Origin of the sequence: Alteraurantiacibacter aestuarii (assembly GCF_039523595.1) — a bacterium.
In the GTDB taxonomy this organism is placed as follows: domain Bacteria; phylum Pseudomonadota; class Alphaproteobacteria; order Sphingomonadales; family Sphingomonadaceae; genus Alteraurantiacibacter; species Alteraurantiacibacter aestuarii.
This window is the reverse complement of the sequence record NZ_BAAAFP010000002.1, coordinates 1,805,581-1,824,839: the sequence shown is the minus strand read 5'-3', so window position 1 is coordinate 1,824,839 and position 19,259 is coordinate 1,805,581. Positions and strand designations below refer to the sequence as shown.

Sequence of the window (19,259 nt, the reverse complement as noted above, 5' to 3'; positions counted from 1 at the left end):
TCCCGTTGTCACAAGGCCGCGCGCACCCTAGCTGACAGCGCCATGACGCGCAGTCCTCCCGACATAGCCCAATACGCTTGCGATCCTGCACAATCGCGCGGACGCGAATTTGCGCAGGGCGGCGGCGGCACGCGCGGGCCGCGCAGTGCCTTCCAGCGGGACCGGGACCGGATCATCCATTCGATCGCCTTTCGCCGCCTGGCGGGCAAGGCGCAGGTGTTTGTGGCGCCCGATGGCGATCACTATCGTGTCCGGCTGACGCACAGCCTTGAAGTGGCGCAGATCGGCCGGGTCATCGCCCGCTCGCTGCGGCTGGATGAGGACCTGACTGAAGCTCTTTGCCTGGCGCATGACATTGGCCATCCTCCCTTCGGTCATTCGGGGGAAGAGGCGCTGAAGCAGGCGCTGCATGCCCATGGCGGCTGGGATCACAATGAACACAGCCTGCGCACGCTGATGCGGCTCGACAGTCCCTATTGCGACATTCCCGGCCTCAATCTCAGCTGGGAAGTGCTGGAGGGGCTGGCCAAGCATAATGGCCCGGTCACTTCTCCCGGCTGGGCACTGGCCGAGCTGGATGCGGACTTTCCGCTGCAACTGGCGCAGTGGCCATCCGTGGAGGCGCAGGTGGCCGCGCTGGCGGACGATATCGCCTATGACAATCACGATATCGATGACGGGCTGCGTGCAGGTTTTCTGGAGCTGGATGATCTGCTGACGCTCGATTTCCTCGCCGCGCAATGGGATGATGTGCGCGCGCGCTACCCCGATGCGCCGCAGTCCTCGCAATTGCGGGAGCTGGTGCGCGATCAGATCGGGGTGATGGTCAACGACCTGATCGAAACCACCACCGCCCGCCTGCAAGGCGTCGACAGCGCCGATGCCGTCCGCGCAGCCGCAGGGCCTGTTGCCGCATTTTCCGAGCAATGGAGCGCGCGCGAACGGCGGCTCAAGGCGTTCCTGTATGAGCGGCTCTATTACCACCCCGAACAGCAGAATACGGCCAGAATGGCGCAAAAGGTCACCGCCCGGCTTTATGCCGCCTATGATCAGGAACCGTCGCTGATGACCGACAGGTGGCACCATGCGCTGCCGCAGGATGCTGCGGGCAGGGCGCGGCATATCGCTGATTTCATTGCCGGAATGACCGATCGCTATGCGATAGACAGCTATGCCCGGATATTCGGGGAAGTGCCCGAGGGGCTCTCCAATGTCTGACCTGCCACGGATATTGCTGGTCGGCGCCACCGGGCTGGTCGCGGGTCATGTGCTGGATCACGCAGTGGGCCGGGCGGACATGCACATGCTCGCCCTGGCGCGCGGCGAAGTGCCTCTGCCACACGGCGCGCGCATGGAAGTGTTGGTGGCTCCTGTGGAGGGATGGGAGGATGCCATTGCCGCGATTGCGCCTGACCGGGTGATCTGCGCGCTGGGCACTACCATCGCCCGCACTGGCGGGGACAAGGACGCCTTTGCTGCGGTGGATCGCGATCTGGTGTTGCAGCTGGCCCGCTATTCCAAAGCCGCAGGGGCAAGCAGTTTTGCGGTGATTTCCTCCGTCGGTGCGGCAAAGGAAGCCCGTAACTTCTACCTGCGCACCAAGGGCGAGATGGAAGCGGGGCTGGCGAAAATCGGCTTTGCCCGGCTCGATATCCTCCAGCCCGGCCTGCTGCGCGGTGCACGCACCGGCGCTATCCGGCCAATGGAGCGCATCGCCATGGTGCTTGCTCCTTTGATGGATATTTTCCTGCAGGGAGAGCGGCGCAAATATCGCTCCATCAAGGCGGAGACGGTTGCCGCCGCGGCCTTGCAGTGCGCCCATGAGAAAGCCCGGGGCACTTTCGTCCATCAGCATGACGGAATATTGCGACTGGCCAGCCGCTTTTCTCGCAGCTGATCGCTTGGCAGTTCCTGCGCTGGCCTATAGTCAGGCAAGGGGACAGCGCCGGGCAAACGGCCGGAGGGGGATATGGCCACATGACGCGATTGATCGGCAAGGCGACCAGCCTGTTTGCCATCTGGACGGTGCTGGGCGTGGCCTGGGCGTGGCTGGTTCCGGCGCATTTCGTGTGGATCAACCAGACGCAGATTGCCGGGCAGGGCCTGATCAGCGTGATGCTGGGCGTCATCATGCTGGGCATGGGCCTGACGCTGAGCCTGGACGATTTCCGCCGCGTGCTGGCCATGCCGCGCTGCGTGGGCGCAGGGGTGGCGCTGCAATTCACCGTCATGCCGCTGGCAGGGATCAGCTTCGCGCTGCTGTTCGGTCTGGAACAGGGGCTGGCCGTGGGCCTGATACTGGTATCCTGCTGCCCGGGCGGAACCGCCTCTAACGTGGTCACCTATCTGGCGCGCGCCAATGTCGCCCTGTCTGTCACCATGACCATGTGCTCCACGCTGGTAGCCATCGTGCTCACCCCGATGCTGACCGGGTGGCTGGGCGGCGTCTATATCGAGATTGACCGCTGGAGCCTGTTCCAGAGCATGGTCACCATCGTGCTGATCCCGGTGGTGGCGGGCGTGGCGCTGAACGCGCTGCTGCCCGATATCACGCGGCGTATCGCCGTGGTTTCGCCGTTGATTTCGGTGATTGCCATCGTGCTGATCGTGGGTGCCATCGTCGGCAATTCAAAGGATCTGATAGAGGCGTATTTCGGCGTGCTGCTGCTGGCGATATTCCTGCTGCATGCCACCGGTTTTGCGCTGGGTTACCTGCTGCCCCGGTTGATGGGCTTTGGCGTGGATGAATGCCGCACCATGAGCATAGAGGTGGGGATGCAGAACAGCGGCCTTGGCGCCAGCCTTGCGTCCGCCCCCAGCTTTGCCGCACAGTTCGCCAATCCCATGCAGGCGGCGCTGGCTCCGGTGCCTAGCGCCATATCTTCGGTATATCACGTGGTGATCGGTTCTATACTGGCTGGTATCTGGGGCCGCACGAAGGGAAATGATGAATGAACTGGAATGTCGCCTTCACCTTCGTCAGCTGGCTGGCCATGCTGGCGTGGCTGGCGCTGATCGTTCTGCCGCGCGGGGAGATCGTCAAGACGCTGATCTTCTATTGCGGCATCGGCCTGCTGTGTTTCGTCTATTCGCTGCTGTTCCTGCTGGTCATCTCCAACACGCTTGATCCCCACGCGGTGCAAGGAGCAGGCGCTGCCGGTTTCACCAGCGTGGAGGGTGTGCGCAATATCTTCATGTCGGATGGCGGTGCGGTGATCGGCTGGACGCATTACCTCGCCTTCGATCTGTTCGTGGGCCTGTGGATTGCGCGCGATGCCGATGCGAAGGGCTTTTCGCGGCTGTTGCAGGCACCTGTGCTGCTGGTCACGTTCCTGGCTGGCCCGCTCGGCCTGCTGATCTGGCTGTTTGTTCGAGAGCCCGCCGCGCGGCGCAATGCCAAGGCGGCCAAGGCTGCCAGAAAGCAGGCCAAGAATCAGGCCGCAAATCAGGGCAAAAATCCGTGAAGCGGGAAGCGCCCGCCGCCTCTCGCAATCGCGATCCGATTGCCGATGTGCTGGCGCAGGAATTACCCTCTAGCGGCAATGTTCTGGAAATCGCCAGCGGCACGGGCGAGCATGTCATCCACTTTGCCTCGCGTTTCAAAAACCTCAACTGGCAGCCCAGCGATCCCGATGCGGAGGCGAGGGCGTCGATCGCGGCATGGAGCGCGGAGGCTGGCCTGGCCAACATTGCAGAACCGGCAGCGCTCGATGCCTCTGCTTCTCAATGGCCAGTCGATCATGCCGATGCGATCGTGTGCATCAACATGATCCATATCAGCCCGGTGGAATCCACCTATGGGCTGCTGGCCGGAGCTCAGGCTCTGCTGGCAGAGGACGCGCCGCTGATCCTGTACGGGCCTTACCGGGAAGAGGGGGTGGAGACGGCGCCATCAAACCTGGCGTTCGATCAAAGCCTGAAAAGCCGCAATCCGCTGTGGGGACTGCGGCTGCTGCAATGGCTGGACCAGCTGGCATCCGCGCGGGATTTCAGGCGCACCAGGCGGGTGGAAATGCCCGCCAACAACCTGATGCTGGTCTATCGCAGGAACTGAAATTCTTGCGCACGGCAAGCGAAAGCGCCCGCCGGAAATACCGACGGGCACCCTGCGACCCTGAGTTGGTTCTCAGCTGTCAGATTGCTTCGTCGACATCATTGGCGACCGATTCCAGATCCTGCCCAGCGCCGCGCACTGTGTTGCAGGCTGTGGCGGTCAGCGCCAAAACGCTGACGGTCAGTGCCAATATGATCTTGCGAGCCATCGTCTGTTCCTTCGTGGCGCTCTTCAGGAGAGCTACAGGGTTAGGAACCACCGAATGCCAATCAGGTTCCTGTCGCCTGCCGCATATCGGCAAAGCGGCGCTTGGACACAACCCGTTCGCGCCAGGTGATGATCAGTCCAGCAATCACAACCAGCGGCGCGCCCAACCAGGTGCTGGTGGGCGGCAGCGTGTCAAAGATCAGCCAGCCCAGCAGCGTGGCCCAGACGATGGAGGAGTAATCCATCACGATCACGCTGGAGACCTTGCCATAGCGCAGCGCCATGGTGATCAGCAGCTGCCCCCAGGTTCCGGTCAGCCCAACGCCCAGCAGCAACAGCCATTCGGTGGAGTTATGGGATGTCATCACGAACGGCATGACCGGGAGGAAGCAGACAACGCTGCTGACGGCGAACCAGAACACGATGACCATCGGCTTGTCGGTCTTGCTCAGGTCACGGATCTGGATCGAGATCAGCGCGATCATGAAGGCGCCGCCCATGGCCACAAGCGCACCTTCCAGCGGGATATGCCCGCCGCCGGGCTGGGCGATGATCAATATGCCGGCAAAGCCGGAGATGACCGCGGACCAGCGCCAGATCCCCACGCGCTCCTTCAACAGGATGATAGAGAGGATGACGGCCCATATGGGAGCGGAGAAATTGATCGTCGTCGCCTCTGCCAGTGGCAGCAGGATCACCGCGCCGAAATTGAGGACCATGCCGATCATGCCGTAGACCCCGCGCACCGCATGCGCCTTTGGCCGCGTGGTGGCCAGCAGGCCGATCCCGCCGGTCATCATCGCCCAGCCAAGAAGGATCGGCAGGGTGATGAACTGCCGCCAGAAAATGATCTCTGCCAGGTGGATGCCATGGCTGGATGACAGCTTGATCAGCGCGCCCATGGCGGCGAATCCGGCAATGCCCAGCAGGCGAATCAGCAGCGCCAGCAAGGGGCGGTCATGTTCGCTTTCGCTCATTTCTCCGCCATAGATGCGATTGGCCTTTGTTCAAGCATTGCGGTGGCGAATGCCTCTCTCCATATCGCTCGCCATGCACCTGCCTGAATTCATCCTGTTCGCCAGCGATGCGACGATTGTCGGCCTGTGGGGCGGCCTTTTCCTGCTGATCGCAGTGCTGGCGCTGGCGGGCGACTGGCTGCGCGCGCGGCGCAAGGATGTAGACCGCGTGGGCTGCATGCCGTGGACGCCGATCTTTCTGGCTTGCGCCATGATCGGCGTTGGCCTGATGGTGGTGGCGGTAAAGGGCTGGATCGCCGGCTAGGCGACTATAGGCACGCTTCCAGATAGGCCTGATCGAAGCCGAACTGGCGCGCTTTTTCCAGCGTGTAGGGGCGCAGGCCGCTGGAGCGGAATTCGCCCAGGATCTTGCCGTCCTCGCTCTCGTCCAGATATTCGAATGCGAACAATTCCTGCGTCACGATCACGTCACCTTCCATGCCGATCACCTCAGTGATGTTGGTGGTGCGGCGTGAGCCATCGCGCAGGCGCTTTACCTGCACGATCAGGTCAACCGATTCAGCGATCTGGCGGCTGATGGCTTCCTTGGGAATCTTGATGTCGCCCATCAGGATCATGTTTTCCATACGGCCCAGGCATTCGCGCGGGCTGTTGGCGTGAAGCGTACACATGGAACCATCGTGGCCGGTGTTCATGGCGGCGAGCAGGTCGAAGCACTCGGCCCCGCGGATTTCGCCCAGGATGATGCGATCAGGACGCATACGCAGGGCGTTCTTCACCAGATCGCCGATGGTGATGGCGCCCTGGCCTTCAAGGTTTGGCGGGCGCGTTTCCAGCGGCAGCCAGTGCGGCTGTTGCAGGCGGAGTTCGGCCGCGTCCTCGATCGTCAGCACGCGCTCGCCCGGATCGATCATTTTCGACAGGGCGTTGAGCATGGTCGTTTTACCCGAACCCGTACCCCCGGAAATGACGATGTTCATGCGGCAGGCACCGGCGATCTTGAGCGCGGTGCACATCTTCCTGCTCATCGAGCCAAAGCCTTCGAGCATGTCCAGCGTGATCGGCTTTTCGGAGAACTTACGAATGGAGATCGCGGTGCCGCGCAGTGACAGCGGCGGCACGATCACGTTCACGCGGCTGCCGTCCTTGAGACGGGCGTCGGCCAGCGGGGTGGTCTGGTCAACGCGGCGGCCAACCTGGTTCACGATGCGCTGGGCAATCTGAAACAGATGGCTCTCGTCGCGGAACTTGATGCCCGCCAGCGTGAGCTTGCCCTTCTTTTCGATGTAGGTCTGGTCCGGGCCATTGACCATGATGTCCGAGACATCGGGATCGCTGAGCAATTCTTCCAGCGGACCGAAGCCAAGCAGCTCATCAATCAGCACTTTTTCCAGCGCGAACTGCTCGCGCCGGTTGAGGGTGATCTTCAGCTCGGCCAGCACTTCCATGATGATCGGGCGGAATTCTTCGGACAGCTCGTCCTTGGTCAGCGTGGCGGCCGCTTCGGGATCGACGCGTTCCAGCAGGCGCGGCAGCACCTGTTCCTTGATCTTGTGCACGCTGGCTTCGAAGCCGGTGGCTTCATTGGCAGGCTCGTTGATGGAATTGGCGCGGTCGGCCAGCCGGCTCATCGCGTCGTCGCGATTCTGCGATCCTGACTGGGACGATGCGGCGGGCGCCTGGGATCCTTCACCGGGAATGGGCGGGAATTGCTCGCCGCCAATGGCCTTGCTGGCCTCGCCTGGGACTGCAGGGTTGCCCTTGCCGCCCTGCATCGGCTTGGCGACACCGAAGGAGGGGCGGGCACCTGATGCCATGCCGCCAGCTCCGTTCTTGCGTCCAAAAGCGCTCATCCTGACAATCCCTCGTACGAATGCTTCGCCACCAGCAGATTGATTGGTGGTTTTGTATGGTGCTGCTTCTTGCGAATTTAGGTGAAGAACTGGTTAAGCCTGGCCAGGAACCGCACTGAAATATGCGGTGCAATGGTTTCGCAGCACTTGCGCCGGGCGCCGCATCGGTTGCCTGCAAAACGTGCAAAGATGGCCGCGGCTTTATTGCCGCCTGCGGGCCAAAGGCCTAAGTGGATGGCATCAACCGGGGGAAATCACGCCAGATGCAGCAATCGGACCGGGCAGGCCTGCTATTCGCCTTGGCAGGATTTGCCACGCTTTCCATCGGCGATGCCATTATCAAAGGCATGCCCGGCGCCTGGCCTGCCCCCGCCATGGCCGCCACGCGCTACATCGTGGGCACGATTGTGCTGGGGATCATGCTGGCCCGCAGCGAAGGCGTGGCCGCGCTGGCCCTGCCACGGGACAAGCTCCAGTGGCTGCGCGGTATCGCCATTTCCATGTCGGCCATGGGCATGTTCCTGGCGGTCTGGATCATGCCATTGTCAGAAGCGACGACGATCGCTTTCACCCAGCCGATGATCACCGCGATCCTCGCTTTCCTGTTCCTGCACGAACGCGCGCGGGCCTCCACATGGATTGCCACCATCGCGGCATTCGTGGGCGTTTTCATAGTCTTGCGCCCCAATTTTGAAGTTGTGGGGTGGGGCGCTCTGCTGCCCCTGCTGGGCGCAACCGGCATGGCCGTGACCATCATCGCCAACCGCAAGGTCAGCGGGCGGGCGAGCATTCTGGCCATGCAATATTACATGTCGGTCACGGCCATGATCTTCCTGATAGGAGCGACTGCTGCCGGTCATTTCAGCGGGGTGGAAGGCTTCACCATGCACTGGCCGCACTGGAGCGTGGTTGCTCGCTGTGCCTTCATCGGCCTGTCCGCCACCGCTGCCCAGTGGCTGATCTTCATGGGGACAGAGCGCGCCGGGGCAGGAACGATTGCGCCGATGACCTATGGCCAGTTGCTGATGGCAGTCACGCTGGGGTGGATATTCTTTGGCGACAAGCCCGATGCCGTGGCGCTGCTGGGCGCAGCGATCATCATCGGCGCCGGGCTGTATCTGTGGGATGCGGGCAGGCGCAGGGACAAGGCCAAGCGCCTTCAGGGCTGATCCGTGCGGCGCACCCAGGCTGTCAGCTTGCGGCCATGCATGGTGACGGTGGCTTCCTCGCGGTAGCCCAGCGCCAGCGCGCTTTCGACCAGACCTGTTGCCACCGGGTTCTGGTGAGTCATGGGCCGGTCCGCCGTCACGATGGCGCCGGGCACTGTGGCAAGGACGCGCGCCACCTCGATATCCTGGCCCACGCCCAATGCGTTGCTCTCCAGCGCATTGTTGAGGTGATCGGGATAGGCAAAGCGGGTGGGAACGCATGATCCGGTCATGCGATAGAGCGCAGTCGGTCCATCGAAAATGAACAGGCAATTGTCAGTCGCCCCCACGTGCGGGGCAATCGCGGTGGCCAGCTGCGTGGCGGCGGCGCTGTCTGCGCGGCTTTGCGCCCAGCGATCGGGCAATTGCAGAATATAGAAGGCAGCCCCCAGCAGCACCAGCGCGGGAATATGGCGATAACCGATCAGCGGCGTGGCAACCAGCACGGCAGCGGGCACAAGCGCCGCGTAATAATACAGGTAAACCGTTCCTGGCAGCAGCACGGTGGCAAGGCTGGCCAGCGCCCACATCACATAGAAAATGTACCGCGCCCGGTCCTTGGGCGGGTCCATGCGCATGCTGGCATAAAGCCCGCCGATCACCAGTATCGCAATCGGTGCAACGCCGATCCAGTGGCTTTGCGCCCAGCGGCCCTGGCTGGCGGCCTCGCGGTCGAAGAAGGACAGGAAGTTGGCAAAGACGAAGGCGTTCCACTGCCCGATTGCGGCGTAGAACAGGCCGACAAGCATGGTGGGCAGCAGGCCCATCACGGCAAAAGAGAGGGCGATCCCGGCCAGCTGCGGCAGGCTCTTGCCGGCGCGGGCATGGTGCCACAATGCCCAGCCGCCAAGGAACAGGCACTGCGGCAGGACCGAATATTTGATCTGCAGCGCCAGCCCGCCAAGGAGCATGGCCCACAGCGCGCGCCGGGCGAAATCGGGATGGGCAGGATCGCGCAGCAGCCAGACCATGCCCAGCATCAGGGGCAGGAAGAACACCTCTGTCTGGCCGGAAAAGCTGGCATAGGCCGCTATCAGCAGCAGATAGAGCGCCCCGGCAATTGCACCGGCGAACAGGTCTGTCATCTCCTGCACAAGGCGCAGCACCAGCACCGCGCCGCCCAGCGCAAAGGCCGCTGCCAGCAATTGATAGGCGACCGGGCCGGGACCCATCAACGCATGGGCGAAGGCGAAAATGGCGAACAGTCCAAAGGGTTTGCGGTCCCACCAGTCGACGAAGGGCAGCTCTCCATGCGTCATGCGCCAGCCGATGAAGCTGTAGAGCTGCTCGTCAAAATCGGCCACCGGATTGCCCAGCCATATGCCTCTGGTGAGGATCGTCACCACAACAAGCATCAGGCCCGCCAGCCACACGGCGCGCGCGGAGATTACGGGGCCCGGCAGCCCCTGGGTGCTGGTCAATTCCTGCGTCAAATGCTGATCGCCCCTGTCAATCGCCTGTGTAACCGGTGTCATCTGCGTCCAGCCTGCATTTGCGGCGCTCATGGTTAAGAAGTGCTTATCACCCGCGGCCATCGGGGCGGGGCAATGGGTGATTGCAGCACGCGGTCATCCCGGACACCGGCAGATTAACCAGCCTTCAACCATGATCTGCGATTGGCCGATGGATGACACAAGAGCGATTCATAACCCGGCCAATGTCGATCCTGCTGGATCTGGTTCGCGGGCTGGCGGCACTGGTTGTGCTGATGGGCCACATCATCGACATGGATATGTATACCGGGCCGTTCCCGTTCCATAAGCTGATGGCCCATAATGCGGTGGTGGTGTTCTTCGTCCTTTCGGGACTGGTGATCGCCCATTCGGTGCACAGCCGCCCCACGCAATTACGTGACTTCGTGATCGCCCGCATGGCGCGGATTCTGCCGGTCTCGCTGTTCGCCGTGGCTTTCTCGCTCGCGCTGTTCACCTATGCGCTGGTCAATGGCCTCGATCTGGGGATGGCCCCGCCGTATGACAGCGCCAATATCAAGACGGTGCTGCTGCCGATTGTCTTCCTGAGCGAAAGTGCCATTGGCGATGGGCTGGTGTGGAATCCGCCTTACTGGTCGCTCGCCTATGAAGTGTGGTTCTACGTGCTGTTCGCCGTCGCGGTCTATCTCAAGGGCCGCCAGCGCGTGCTCTGGCTGATGCTGACGGCCATGATCGCCGGCTGGAAGATCCTGCTGATGTTGCCGATCTGGCTGATGGGCGTGGCCATCATCCGCTGGTCTGACAGGCTGTGCCTGACGCTGCGCCAGGCGCCATTGGTGATTATCCCGGGCGTGGCGTTGTGCTATTTTTCAGACCTCTATGCCGTGCCGGTCGTGCTGGCGGCCGGCGAGTTTCTGGGCGTTTCGCACAATATCTTCGGCTTTTCCAAAATGGTGCTGACAGACACGCCGATGGGGCTGGGGATTTCCCTGATCTTCATCGGCCTGCGTCCGGTGGCGCAGCGGATTGCGCCCTTGCTGGAAATCGCCGCCCCGCCGATCAGGTGGCTGGCGGGCTGCTCCTTCACGCTTTACGTGCTGCACAATCCGATCCTTCTGCTGGTCCGCGGACATGGCATTGGCATGGGTGACAGCGTGTTCGGTTTCGTTGTCCTGATGGCCGTTGTCGTGGCGCTGTGTGCCGCGATTGCGCCGCTGATCGAACATCGCGGCCCGCAGGTGCGGCTGATGCTCAAGTCCCGCTTCGGGCCGCGCGTGGCTGCAGCCTGAAGCTGCCAGCCTGCTAGTGTGCGCAATTGGTGTGAACGGTAACACTGTACGGCCCGTGTCGATCGGTCAGTTCATGATCGAACTGGCTGCGGCAATTCTGTGAAACATAGGCGCTGAGCGCGGCCACAGTGTCAGGATTATACAGCGCAACCTCGCCGCGATCTCGCATCACGATGGTGGTCGCGCGCGCGCCGATCATCCTGCTCACCTCCTGCGCCGTGACCAGATGGCTGACGTCACGCTCCGGCAGGTAATTGATGTGGAGCGGAAAGATCAGCGGGCTGGGTGGATGCGATCCCAGCAGCGGGTAGAGATAGACCGGCCCATCGAAAACCAGCACGCGCGGCCGGGGGTCGGCGGCTTCGATCCGCTGTGCCAACGCATACATGCGCTGCGCCGAATGCATGCCGCGGGTGATATCGGTGACGGGGGTGCCCCACATGAAAGATGCGGTTGCGATCAGCCCCGCCACCATCCCGATCAGTCCCCGGCCAAGAACCGGCGCGGCGATTACCGTAATCGGCACCAGCAGGGGCAGGGCATAGTGATCGATCAGATTGGGAATGATCAGGAAACCAGCCAGTGCTGCCGCCATCCATCCCGCCATGAAGGCCATGTGCGGCTCCCGGTCCTTCACCATCATGCCCATGCCGATGACCGCCAGTGCCAGCAACGGTGCAAGAATGATCCCGAACTGCCCCAGCCGCACCAGCCACTCACCGCCGGGGTCATAATCCTTGGCGAGATTGGCCCCGGCCATGGCGTGCCAGAACTCGGCAAAATGCCCGCTGGCGGCAAAAAAGCCTGCCCAGGCCAGCATGGGCGCAGCACCGATCAGCGCGAAGGTCGCTCCTCTGGCGATCAGGCCCGCGCGTGGGGTGTCTGCGCGTGCCAGGCTCCACAAAACAAACACGCCAAGGAACGCCGCTTCGAAGATGGCGGTCTGTTTGAAGCTGATGGCAAGCCCCGCCAGCGCCATCGCAGCGTAGACCTGCCATGATACACGCCCGGCGCGCAAGGCAGGGCGGACGGACACGACCAGCAGCACGGCGAGCGCCATCGCCAGGTTGAAGAATACCGCTGCCTGTCCTCCCCCACCGCCAAACGGCAGCAGCGCGGCCAGATAGATCGTTCCCGCCAGAACGGCACCGGCCGGTGGCGCAAAAGCCGATGCAATGCGGGCGATCACGAATGCCGTTGCCGCTGCACACAGCGTTGCTGCCAGCTGGAAGATCAGAACCGAGCGGGAGATTCCGGCGAGCACCGCATAAAGCAGGAACAGGCTGGGCGGTTTTCGATCCCACACATCCACATAGGGCAGCAGTCCGTCCTGCATGCGCTGGCCGATGTAGAAGAACAGCATCTCGTCTTCGGCATAGGAGAGATCGCCAAATACCCATGCCCGCGTGGCCAGTGCGGCAATCAGGAACCAGACTGCCTGCAAGGCAAGCTGATGGCTTGGCACAAGCGCAGCGGACCGGCGGGCGCTGCCTTGCGATTCAGTCCTGATTGCCCCCTCACTCATGGAAAATTGAGTATCGGCAGTGCCCGCAATCGCAAAGCGGATTTCCTGAAAGGTGCACGGATTGATTGGTCCGCACATGAAAAAGGGCGCCGCAAAGGGCGCCCTTTTGTTTCATGCGATGGACCTGCGATCAGCCTTCGACGTGCTCGGCCAGAACCGTCAGGCCATTGTCGCCCACTTCGGCAAAGCCGCCGCGCACTTCAATGCTTTCGGGCGCGCTACCGGCAGTCTTGTAGACCTGCACCGCACCATCACGAATGGTAGACATGAAGGGCGCATGGCCCTCCAGCACGCCGAATTCGCCTTCGATCCCGGGGACGACCACCATGTGGACATCCTCGGAACGGACCAGCTTGGCCGGGGTGACGAGTTCGAAGTGAAGTGCCATCTGGATCAGGCTTCCTCGGCCATCTTCTTGGCCTTTTCGACCGCTTCGTCGATGCCGCCAACCATGTAGAAGGCTGCTTCGGGAAGGTGATCGTATTCGCCGTCAACCACAGCCTTGAACGATGCAACCGTGTCTTCCAGCTGCACGAACTTGCCGGGGATGTTGGTGAACACCTCGGCCACGTGGAACGGCTGCGACAGGAAGCGCTGGATCTTGCGCGCGCGGGCCACGGTCAGCTTGTCCTCCTCAGACAGCTCATCCATGCCCAGGATGGCGATGATGTCCTGCAGGCTCTTGTACTTCTGCAGCGTTTCCTGAACGCGGCGGGCGGTGTCATAATGTTCCTGACCCACAACCCGCGGTTCCAGAACGCGGCTGGTGGAATCGAGCGGGTCAACAGCCGGGTAGATGCCCAGCTCCGAAATCGCGCGGTTCAGCGTGGTGGTGGCGTCAAGGTGGGCAAATGACGTTGCCGGAGCCGGATCGGTGAGATCGTCCGCGGGAACGTAAATGGCCTGCACCGAGGTGATCGACCCCTTGTTGGTGGAGGTGATGCGTTCCTGCAGGTTGCCCATGTCGGTCGACAGGGTCGGCTGATAGCCCACAGCCGAAGGAATACGGCCGAGCAGGGCGGACACTTCCGAACCGGCCTGGGTAAAGCGGAAGATGTTGTCCACGAAGAACAGCACGTCCTGGCCTTCCTCGTCGCGGAAATACTCGGCCATGGTCAGGCCGGACAGCGCCACACGGGCACGCGCGCCGGGAGGCTCGTTCATCTGGCCGAACACCAGCGCCACCTTGGAACCTTCGGACGTGGCATTGCCGTCCGCATCCTTGGCGATAACGCCGGCGTCGAGGAATTCGTGATAAAGGTCGTTACCTTCGCGGGTGCGTTCACCCACGCCGGCGAACACGGACACGCCGCCGTGGCCCTTGGCGATGTTGTTGATCAGTTCCTGGATCAGCACGGTCTTGCCCACGCCGGCGCCGCCGAACAGGCCGATCTTGCCGCCGCGCGCATAAGGGGCGAGCAGATCGATAACCTTGATGCCGGTCACGAGGATGGCCGCTTCGGTTGACTGGTCGATGAACAGCGGAGCCTCGGCATGGATCGGGGCGAACATGTCGGAACCGATCGGGCCGCGCTCGTCAATCGGCTCACCGATCACGTTCATGATGCGACCCAGCGTCTTGGGGCCGACCGGAACGGTGATCTGCCTGCCGGTGCTGGTCACCGACTGGCCGCGTGTAAGGCCCTCGGTCGCGTCCATGGCGATGGTGCGAACGGTGTTTTCACCCAGGTGCTGAGCAACTTCGAGCACCAGCTTGTTACCGTTGTTGTCGGTTTCAAGCGCGCTCAGGATCGCAGGCAGTTCGCCGGGAAAGGTCACGTCGACGACGGCGCCGATGATCTGGGAGATCGAGCCGTCGGTAATCTGGTTGAGTACGGGGGCGGTGGCCATGGTATCTTCCTTGGTATGAACTTTTGCAGCGCTTGCGCGCCAGTGATTTGCGTTTTTGCTACAGCGCTTCCGCGCCAGCAATGATTTCGATGAGTTCGGTGGTGATCGCGGCCTGGCGGCTGCGGTTGTACTGGATGGTCAGCTTGTCGATCAGCTCACCTGCATTGCGCGTGGCATTATCCATTGCGGTCATCGATGCGCCCTGTTCGGATGCGGCGATTTCCAGCAGCGCGCCGAACAATTGGGTGCGCACATAACGCGGCAGCAATTCTTCCAGGATCGCTTCTTCGTCCGGCTCATATTCCACGACCGCATCGGACGATACGGCAGTGGTGGGCGCGGGAACCGGGATCAGCTGCACCGTTACCGGGTTCTGCACCAGCGCGGACTGGAACTTGGGGTACACCAGATGGGCAACGTCGAACTTGCCCGCTTCAAACAACTCCACCAGTTGCCCGGCGATGGCCGCAGCTTCCTCGAAACCGGGGTTGCGCACTTCGCTGGTATCGAACTGCTGGCTGATCTGGTTGCCGAAATCGCGCTTGAGCGGCGCACGGCCCTTCTTGCCGATCAGGAAGAAGGTCACGTCCTTGCCCTCTGCCATCAGCTTGCGCGCCTGCAGGCGGGCTTCCTTGACGAGATTGGCGTTAAGACCGCCGCACAGGCCCTTGTCCGTATTCACCACCACCATCAGGTGGCGCTGATCCGATCCCGTGCCGGCCAGCAGTTTTGGCGCGCTGTCACCGCTCACCTTGCCGGCAAGCGATGCCATCACGGCAGACAGGCGCGTCGCATAGGGGCGCCCGGCTTCGGCAGCAGCCTGCGCCTTGCGCAGCTTTGCCGCCGCAACCATCTGCTTGGCCTTGGTGATCTTCTGGGTCGACTTGACCGAGTTGATCCGGCCCTTGAGTTCTTTCAGCGAGGCCATTTCGGCTCCCTAGCTAGTCTCTTGAGGCTCAGGCGAACTGCTTGGCAAAAGCGTCGAGCGCGGATTTGGCCTTGGCGGCCACTTCGCCTTCGAACTTCTGCGAACTGCGGATTTCAGACAGCACGTCTGCATGCTCATTGCGCATATAGCTGAGCATGGCGGCTTCATATTCGTTCACCCGGTTGACCGGGATCGTGTCCAGATAGCCATTGGTGCCGGCGTAGATCGACAGCGTCTGCTCTTCAAATGGCATGGGCGAGAACTGCGGCTGCTTGAGCAGCTCTGTCAGTCGCGCGCCGCGGTTGAGCAGCTTCTGCGTGGAGGCATCGAGGTCCGAACCGAACTGCGCAAACGCCGCCATTTCGCGGTACTGCGCCAGCTCCAGCTTGATTGAGCCGGATACCTTCTTCATCGCCTTGGTCTGGGCTGCACCGCCCACGCGCGAAACCGAAAGGCCCACGTTGATGGCCGGGCGGATGCCCTGGAAGAACAGGTTGGTTTCGAGGAAGATCTGCCCATCGGTGATCGAAATCACGTTGGTCGGGATGTAGGCGGACACGTCGCCGGCCTGCGTTTCGATGATCGGCAGGGCCGTCAGCGAACCGCCGCCATTTTCGTCATTCATCTTCGCCGCACGTTCCAGCAGGCGCGAGTGGAGATAGAACACGTCACCCGGATAGGCTTCACGGCCCGGAGGACGACGCAGCAGCAGCGACATCTGGCGGTAGGCCACGGCCTGCTTGGACAGATCGTCATAAACGATCACGGCGTGCATGCCGTTGTCGCGGAAAAACTCGCCCATGGCGCAGCCGGTGTAAGGTGCCAGATACTGCAGCGGAGCAGGCTCCGACGCGGTGGCGGCCACGACGATGGAATATTCCATGGCGCCGTTTTCTTCCAGCTGGCGGACGATCTGCGCCACGGTGGAGCGCTTCTGGCCCACGGCGACATAGATACAATAGAGCTTCTTGCCCTCATCATCGCCGGCGTTCACGCCCTTCTGGTTGATGAAGGTATCGATGGCGACGGCGGTCTTGCCGGTCTGGCGGTCACCGATGATCAGCTCACGCTGGCCACGGCCAATCGGAACCAGCGCGTCGATGGCCTTGAGGCCGGTCTGCACAGGCTCGTTCACGCTCTTGCGCGGGATGATGCCCGGTGCCTTCACTTCAACGCGCTCACGCTTGACGTCGACCAGCGGGCCCTTGCCGTCGATCGGGTTGCCCAGCGCGTCAACAACGCGGCCCAGCAGGCCCTTGCCCACGGGAACGTCCACGATGGTGCCGGTGCGCTTGACGCTGTCACCTTCCTTGATGGCGGCGTCGGAGCCGAAGATCACCACGCCGACATTGTCGGCTTCCAGGTTCAGGGCCATGCCCTGCACACCGTTGGAGAATTCAACCATTTCACCGGCCTGGACATTGTCGAGGCCGTGAATGCGGGCGATACCATCACCAACTGACAGCACGGAGCCTACTTCGCTGACTTCGGCTTCACTGCCGAAATTAGCGATCTGGTCCTTGATGACCTTGGAGATTTCTGCGGCGCGGATTTCCATTAAACAGCCTTTCAGTTACGCCTTCAGGCGCTCTTCATTGCTTGGGCAAGATTGTTGAGACGGGTCCGGATCGAGGTGTCGATACGCTTCGAACCGATGGTTACGACGAGGCCGCCCAGAAGGCTGGCATCGACGCGTGATTTCAATTTGACGGTGCGGCCTTCGCGGGCGCGCAGCTTCTGTTCCAGCTCGGCAAGCTGGGCAGCGGACAATTCATGCGCGCTGGCAACTTCAGCGTTCACTTCCCCGCGCTGCGCAGCAGCGATGGCGGAAAAGGCGCGGATCATCGCGGGCAGATCCTTCACCCGGCGGTTTTCAGCCAGCACGCCCAGGAAGTTCGCAGTCAGCGACGAAAGGCCAAGATATCTGGCCATTCCGGACATGACTTCGGACAGCTGGCCACGGCTCACTTCCGGATTGCGGATGAGCGCGCGCAGTTCTGCCGATTCGCCGAGCGCTGCATCGAGCTTCTCGAGATCGGATTCGACAGCTGTGACACCGCCGTCTTTGGGCCCGGCCTCGCTTGCGAGGTCGAACAGGGCCGAGGCATAACGCCCGGCTAGGCTGGCCTTGATACCGGCGGAAAGTTCCACGTGTGTGGTCCCTTTTGAGGTCCGAAAACGATAGATTTCTCTTGCCGCAAAATGGACTCAGATAACAGCGTCCGGGCAAGGTTGGCGCGCGACTAGCATCGAGGTGGCGGGGATGCAAGCCGGGGGTTGGGAAAGCTTACTCCCCGGCGGGCGCTTCGCTGCCTGAAATACTCTCACAGGAATAGACCAGCCGCTCATTCGGGCTTTGCGGCAACATGGAAAGGATCGCGGCCTGCTGGCTGCCGAATTGCACGGCGACATCGCGCGTTACCCCGCAGGCTGGGGCCTGGAATTCTGCCCGCGCGGTGCGGGCACTGGTCATGCGTTCGCGGTCGAGCAGGTAGCGTTCGACCACATATTCGCCGCTGGCGGGATCGAACCGGTTGACCGAGACTGCCTCTTCCGTGCCAGGCACCAGTACGCGGGTCCACTCGCCGTCGATCAGGCCATATTGCGTGCGCGCATTGATGCAGCCGTCATCCGTCCATTCAATGGCCAGGTTCTCTACCGGTGCGCCCAGCACGCGGCTGCGCGCGGGGTTGAGCGAACAGGACAGGTGGCCGTTGCTGCTGGGCGCTTCGATCACGCCAACGTCCTGCGCGGCCATTTCCTCGCGCAGTCGGTCTTCCAGCCGCTCCTCCACCTGCTCGAAGGCGGGGCGGCTGAGCCAGCAGACTGCGGCACCGACACAGGCCGCCAGCGCGACCGAGCCGCCGATGGACCGCGCCCGCAGATCGCCTCGGCGATGGGCATCGTAGGCGAACACGCCGCCGCCCATGGCGATGACCAGCAGCAACAGGCTGAGCGCCATGCCGTTGGATCGCTCGTCCAGAATCGCAAATTCGATCTCGCGGCGCATATCCTCGCGCTGCTGGGCCTGGGCTTTCTCATCCGCCTCGGCCTGCTGCTGGGCTGACATCTGCACGCGCTGTTCGCGCTCACGCTCTTCCTTTTCCAGATCGGCCAGGCTGCGGCAGGGCATGGAATTGATCCGCGGGCTGACGTTGTTGGCGCGCAGGAACGGCAGCATCTCGCGCACGCTGACGGCAAAGAAGAACTCCGCCTCGGTCCCGGCGCTTTCGGCACCGAAGGAATTGACGCCGACCACGCGGCCACACGTATCCACCAGCGGGCCACCGCTATTGCCGCGCGCGATGGGGGCGGTGTGGAGCAATGTGTCGAATTCCACGCTGGGCCGGCGGCCGGACAGGAAGCCCTGGCTGGTTACCGGCGGCTGGGCGCGGAAGATGTCTTCCTGGTTGAGGCCCTGCGCCTGATCAACATTCATGGGGTAGCCGATGGCGGTGACAATGCCGCCATTCTCCGGCGGGTTACCGGCAATCGTCAGCGGTGGCAGGCGCAGCGGGCTGGTGGTGGTCAGCAGGGCCAGGTCGTTGCGCGGGGAAATAGACACCAGCCGGGCATAGACCGCCTCTCCTCCGTCGGATGGCACAATGCCGATCGACAGGCGGCTGTCATTCACAGCCTCGCCCACGACATGGGCATTGGTGACGATGGTTTCGCCATCCACCGCCCAGCCGGACCCATGGCTGATCGGGAAGATCTGCTCACCGTCGCGGCCCACCACGATCACCCGCACAACTCCGCGCGCGGCGGCATCGATATCGGCCGGATCGGCAGCGGCAGGCACGGCCATGAACGGGGCCAGCGCCAGCAGCACGAGCGCGACCATGCGAGCGAAACGGGCAATGCGCGAGGTGACGGCGTGGATCATGGACCCCTCATCACAGCCATCAGGGTCAAGCGCAAGATTCGAGAAGCA

19 protein-coding genes are annotated in these 19,259 nt (G+C 62.5%); 8 read left to right on the top strand and 11 right to left on the bottom strand.

The window, feature by feature from the left end:
- The first annotated feature begins 42 nt into the window (after window positions 1–42).
- From ABDZ98_RS12330 to ABDZ98_RS12310, 5 genes are all read left to right on the top strand, one after another.
- On the top strand, window positions 43–1,218 hold the full coding sequence (locus ABDZ98_RS12330; protein WP_343808402.1) for a deoxyguanosinetriphosphate triphosphohydrolase: 1,176 nt from the start codon (window positions 43–45) through the stop codon (window positions 1,216–1,218).
- Complete coding sequence (locus ABDZ98_RS12325; RefSeq protein WP_343808399.1) at window positions 1,211–1,897, top strand: NAD(P)H-binding protein; 687 nt, start codon at window positions 1,211–1,213, stop codon at window positions 1,895–1,897. Before ABDZ98_RS12330 ends, ABDZ98_RS12325 begins: the two co-directional genes overlap by 8 nt.
- An 80-nt stretch (window positions 1,898–1,977) precedes the next feature.
- Window positions 1,978–2,955 (top strand): bile acid:sodium symporter family protein, encoded by a 978-nt coding sequence (locus ABDZ98_RS12320; RefSeq protein ID WP_343808396.1) that lies wholly within the window; start codon window positions 1,978–1,980, stop codon window positions 2,953–2,955.
- On the top strand, window positions 2,952–3,464 hold the full coding sequence (locus ABDZ98_RS12315; RefSeq protein ID WP_343808393.1) for an ABA4-like family protein: 513 nt from the start codon (window positions 2,952–2,954) through the stop codon (window positions 3,462–3,464). The genes ABDZ98_RS12320 and ABDZ98_RS12315 overlap by 4 nt, the downstream gene beginning before the upstream one ends.
- Entirely contained in the window at window positions 3,461–4,054 is a 594-nt protein-coding gene (locus tag ABDZ98_RS12310) for a DUF938 domain-containing protein (RefSeq protein WP_343808390.1), read from the top strand. Before ABDZ98_RS12315 ends, ABDZ98_RS12310 begins: the two co-directional genes overlap by 4 nt.
- A gap of 79 nt (window positions 4,055–4,133) precedes the next feature.
- Here the strand turns inward: ABDZ98_RS12310 and ABDZ98_RS12305 are convergent, their stop codons facing one another.
- Together ABDZ98_RS12305 and ABDZ98_RS12300 are read right to left on the bottom strand one after the other, a co-directional pair.
- Entirely contained in the window at window positions 4,134–4,262 is a 129-nt protein-coding gene (locus tag ABDZ98_RS12305; protein ID WP_343808387.1) for a hypothetical protein, read from the bottom strand.
- Window positions 4,263–4,323: 61 nt separating this feature from the next.
- Entirely contained in the window at window positions 4,324–5,238 is a 915-nt protein-coding gene (locus ABDZ98_RS12300; RefSeq protein WP_343808384.1) for a DMT family transporter, read from the bottom strand.
- Between the two features lie 49 nt (window positions 5,239–5,287).
- On the opposite strand from ABDZ98_RS12300, the gene ABDZ98_RS12295 reads away from it, so the two are divergent.
- Window positions 5,288–5,542, top strand: coding sequence for a hypothetical protein (locus ABDZ98_RS12295; protein ID WP_343808381.1), 255 nt, complete (start codon window positions 5,288–5,290; stop codon window positions 5,540–5,542).
- 4 nt (window positions 5,543–5,546) lie between these two features.
- Here ABDZ98_RS12295 and ABDZ98_RS12290 read toward each other — a convergent pair whose 3' ends face one another.
- Entirely contained in the window at window positions 5,547–7,091 is a 1,545-nt protein-coding gene (locus ABDZ98_RS12290; protein ID WP_343808378.1) for a TadA family conjugal transfer-associated ATPase, read from the bottom strand.
- Between the two features lie 263 nt (window positions 7,092–7,354).
- On the opposite strand from ABDZ98_RS12290, the gene ABDZ98_RS12285 reads away from it, so the two are divergent.
- The gene (locus tag ABDZ98_RS12285; RefSeq protein ID WP_343808375.1) at window positions 7,355–8,260 is read left to right on the top strand and encodes a DMT family transporter; all 906 of its coding nucleotides are present in this window, start codon (window positions 7,355–7,357) and stop codon (window positions 8,258–8,260) included.
- Here the strand turns inward: ABDZ98_RS12285 and ABDZ98_RS12280 are convergent.
- The gene (locus ABDZ98_RS12280; protein WP_343808372.1) at window positions 8,251–9,804 is read right to left on the bottom strand and encodes a glycosyltransferase family 39 protein; all 1,554 of its coding nucleotides are present in this window, start codon (window positions 9,802–9,804) and stop codon (window positions 8,251–8,253) included. The genes ABDZ98_RS12285 and ABDZ98_RS12280 overlap by 10 nt on opposite strands.
- Window positions 9,805–9,956: 152 nt before the next feature.
- On the opposite strand from ABDZ98_RS12280, the gene ABDZ98_RS12275 reads away from it, so the two are divergent.
- On the top strand, window positions 9,957–11,021 hold the full coding sequence (locus ABDZ98_RS12275; RefSeq protein ID WP_343808369.1) for an acyltransferase family protein: 1,065 nt from the start codon (window positions 9,957–9,959) through the stop codon (window positions 11,019–11,021).
- Between the two features lie 13 nt (window positions 11,022–11,034).
- Here ABDZ98_RS12275 and ABDZ98_RS12270 read toward each other — a convergent pair whose 3' ends face one another.
- From ABDZ98_RS12270 to ABDZ98_RS12240, 7 genes are all read right to left on the bottom strand, one after another.
- Complete coding sequence (locus tag ABDZ98_RS12270) at window positions 11,035–12,546, bottom strand: hypothetical protein (protein WP_343808366.1); 1,512 nt, start codon at window positions 12,544–12,546, stop codon at window positions 11,035–11,037.
- Window positions 12,547–12,676: 130 nt separating this feature from the next.
- Entirely contained in the window at window positions 12,677–12,934 is a 258-nt protein-coding gene (locus ABDZ98_RS12265) for an ATP synthase F1 subunit epsilon (protein WP_343808363.1), read from the bottom strand.
- A gap of 5 nt (window positions 12,935–12,939) precedes the next feature.
- Entirely contained in the window at window positions 12,940–14,397 is a 1,458-nt protein-coding gene (gene atpD / locus ABDZ98_RS12260) for a F0F1 ATP synthase subunit beta (protein ID WP_343808360.1), read from the bottom strand.
- A gap of 58 nt (window positions 14,398–14,455) precedes the next feature.
- A complete protein-coding gene (locus ABDZ98_RS12255; protein ID WP_343808357.1) occupies window positions 14,456–15,325 on the bottom strand; it encodes a F0F1 ATP synthase subunit gamma in 870 nt (289 codons plus the stop codon).
- A 28-nt stretch (window positions 15,326–15,353) separates the two neighbouring features.
- A complete protein-coding gene (gene atpA, locus ABDZ98_RS12250; RefSeq protein WP_343808354.1) occupies window positions 15,354–16,883 on the bottom strand; it encodes a F0F1 ATP synthase subunit alpha in 1,530 nt (509 codons plus the stop codon).
- A 23-nt stretch (window positions 16,884–16,906) separates the two neighbouring features.
- Window positions 16,907–17,476 carry a F0F1 ATP synthase subunit delta gene (locus ABDZ98_RS12245; protein ID WP_343808351.1) on the bottom strand — a complete coding sequence of 190 codons (570 nt, stop codon included), beginning with the start codon at window positions 17,474–17,476 and terminating at the stop codon, window positions 16,907–16,909.
- A gap of 136 nt (window positions 17,477–17,612) precedes the next feature.
- Entirely contained in the window at window positions 17,613–19,211 is a 1,599-nt protein-coding gene (locus ABDZ98_RS12240) for a S1 family peptidase (RefSeq protein ID WP_343808348.1), read from the bottom strand.
- Between the last annotated feature and the right edge of the window lie 48 nt (window positions 19,212–19,259).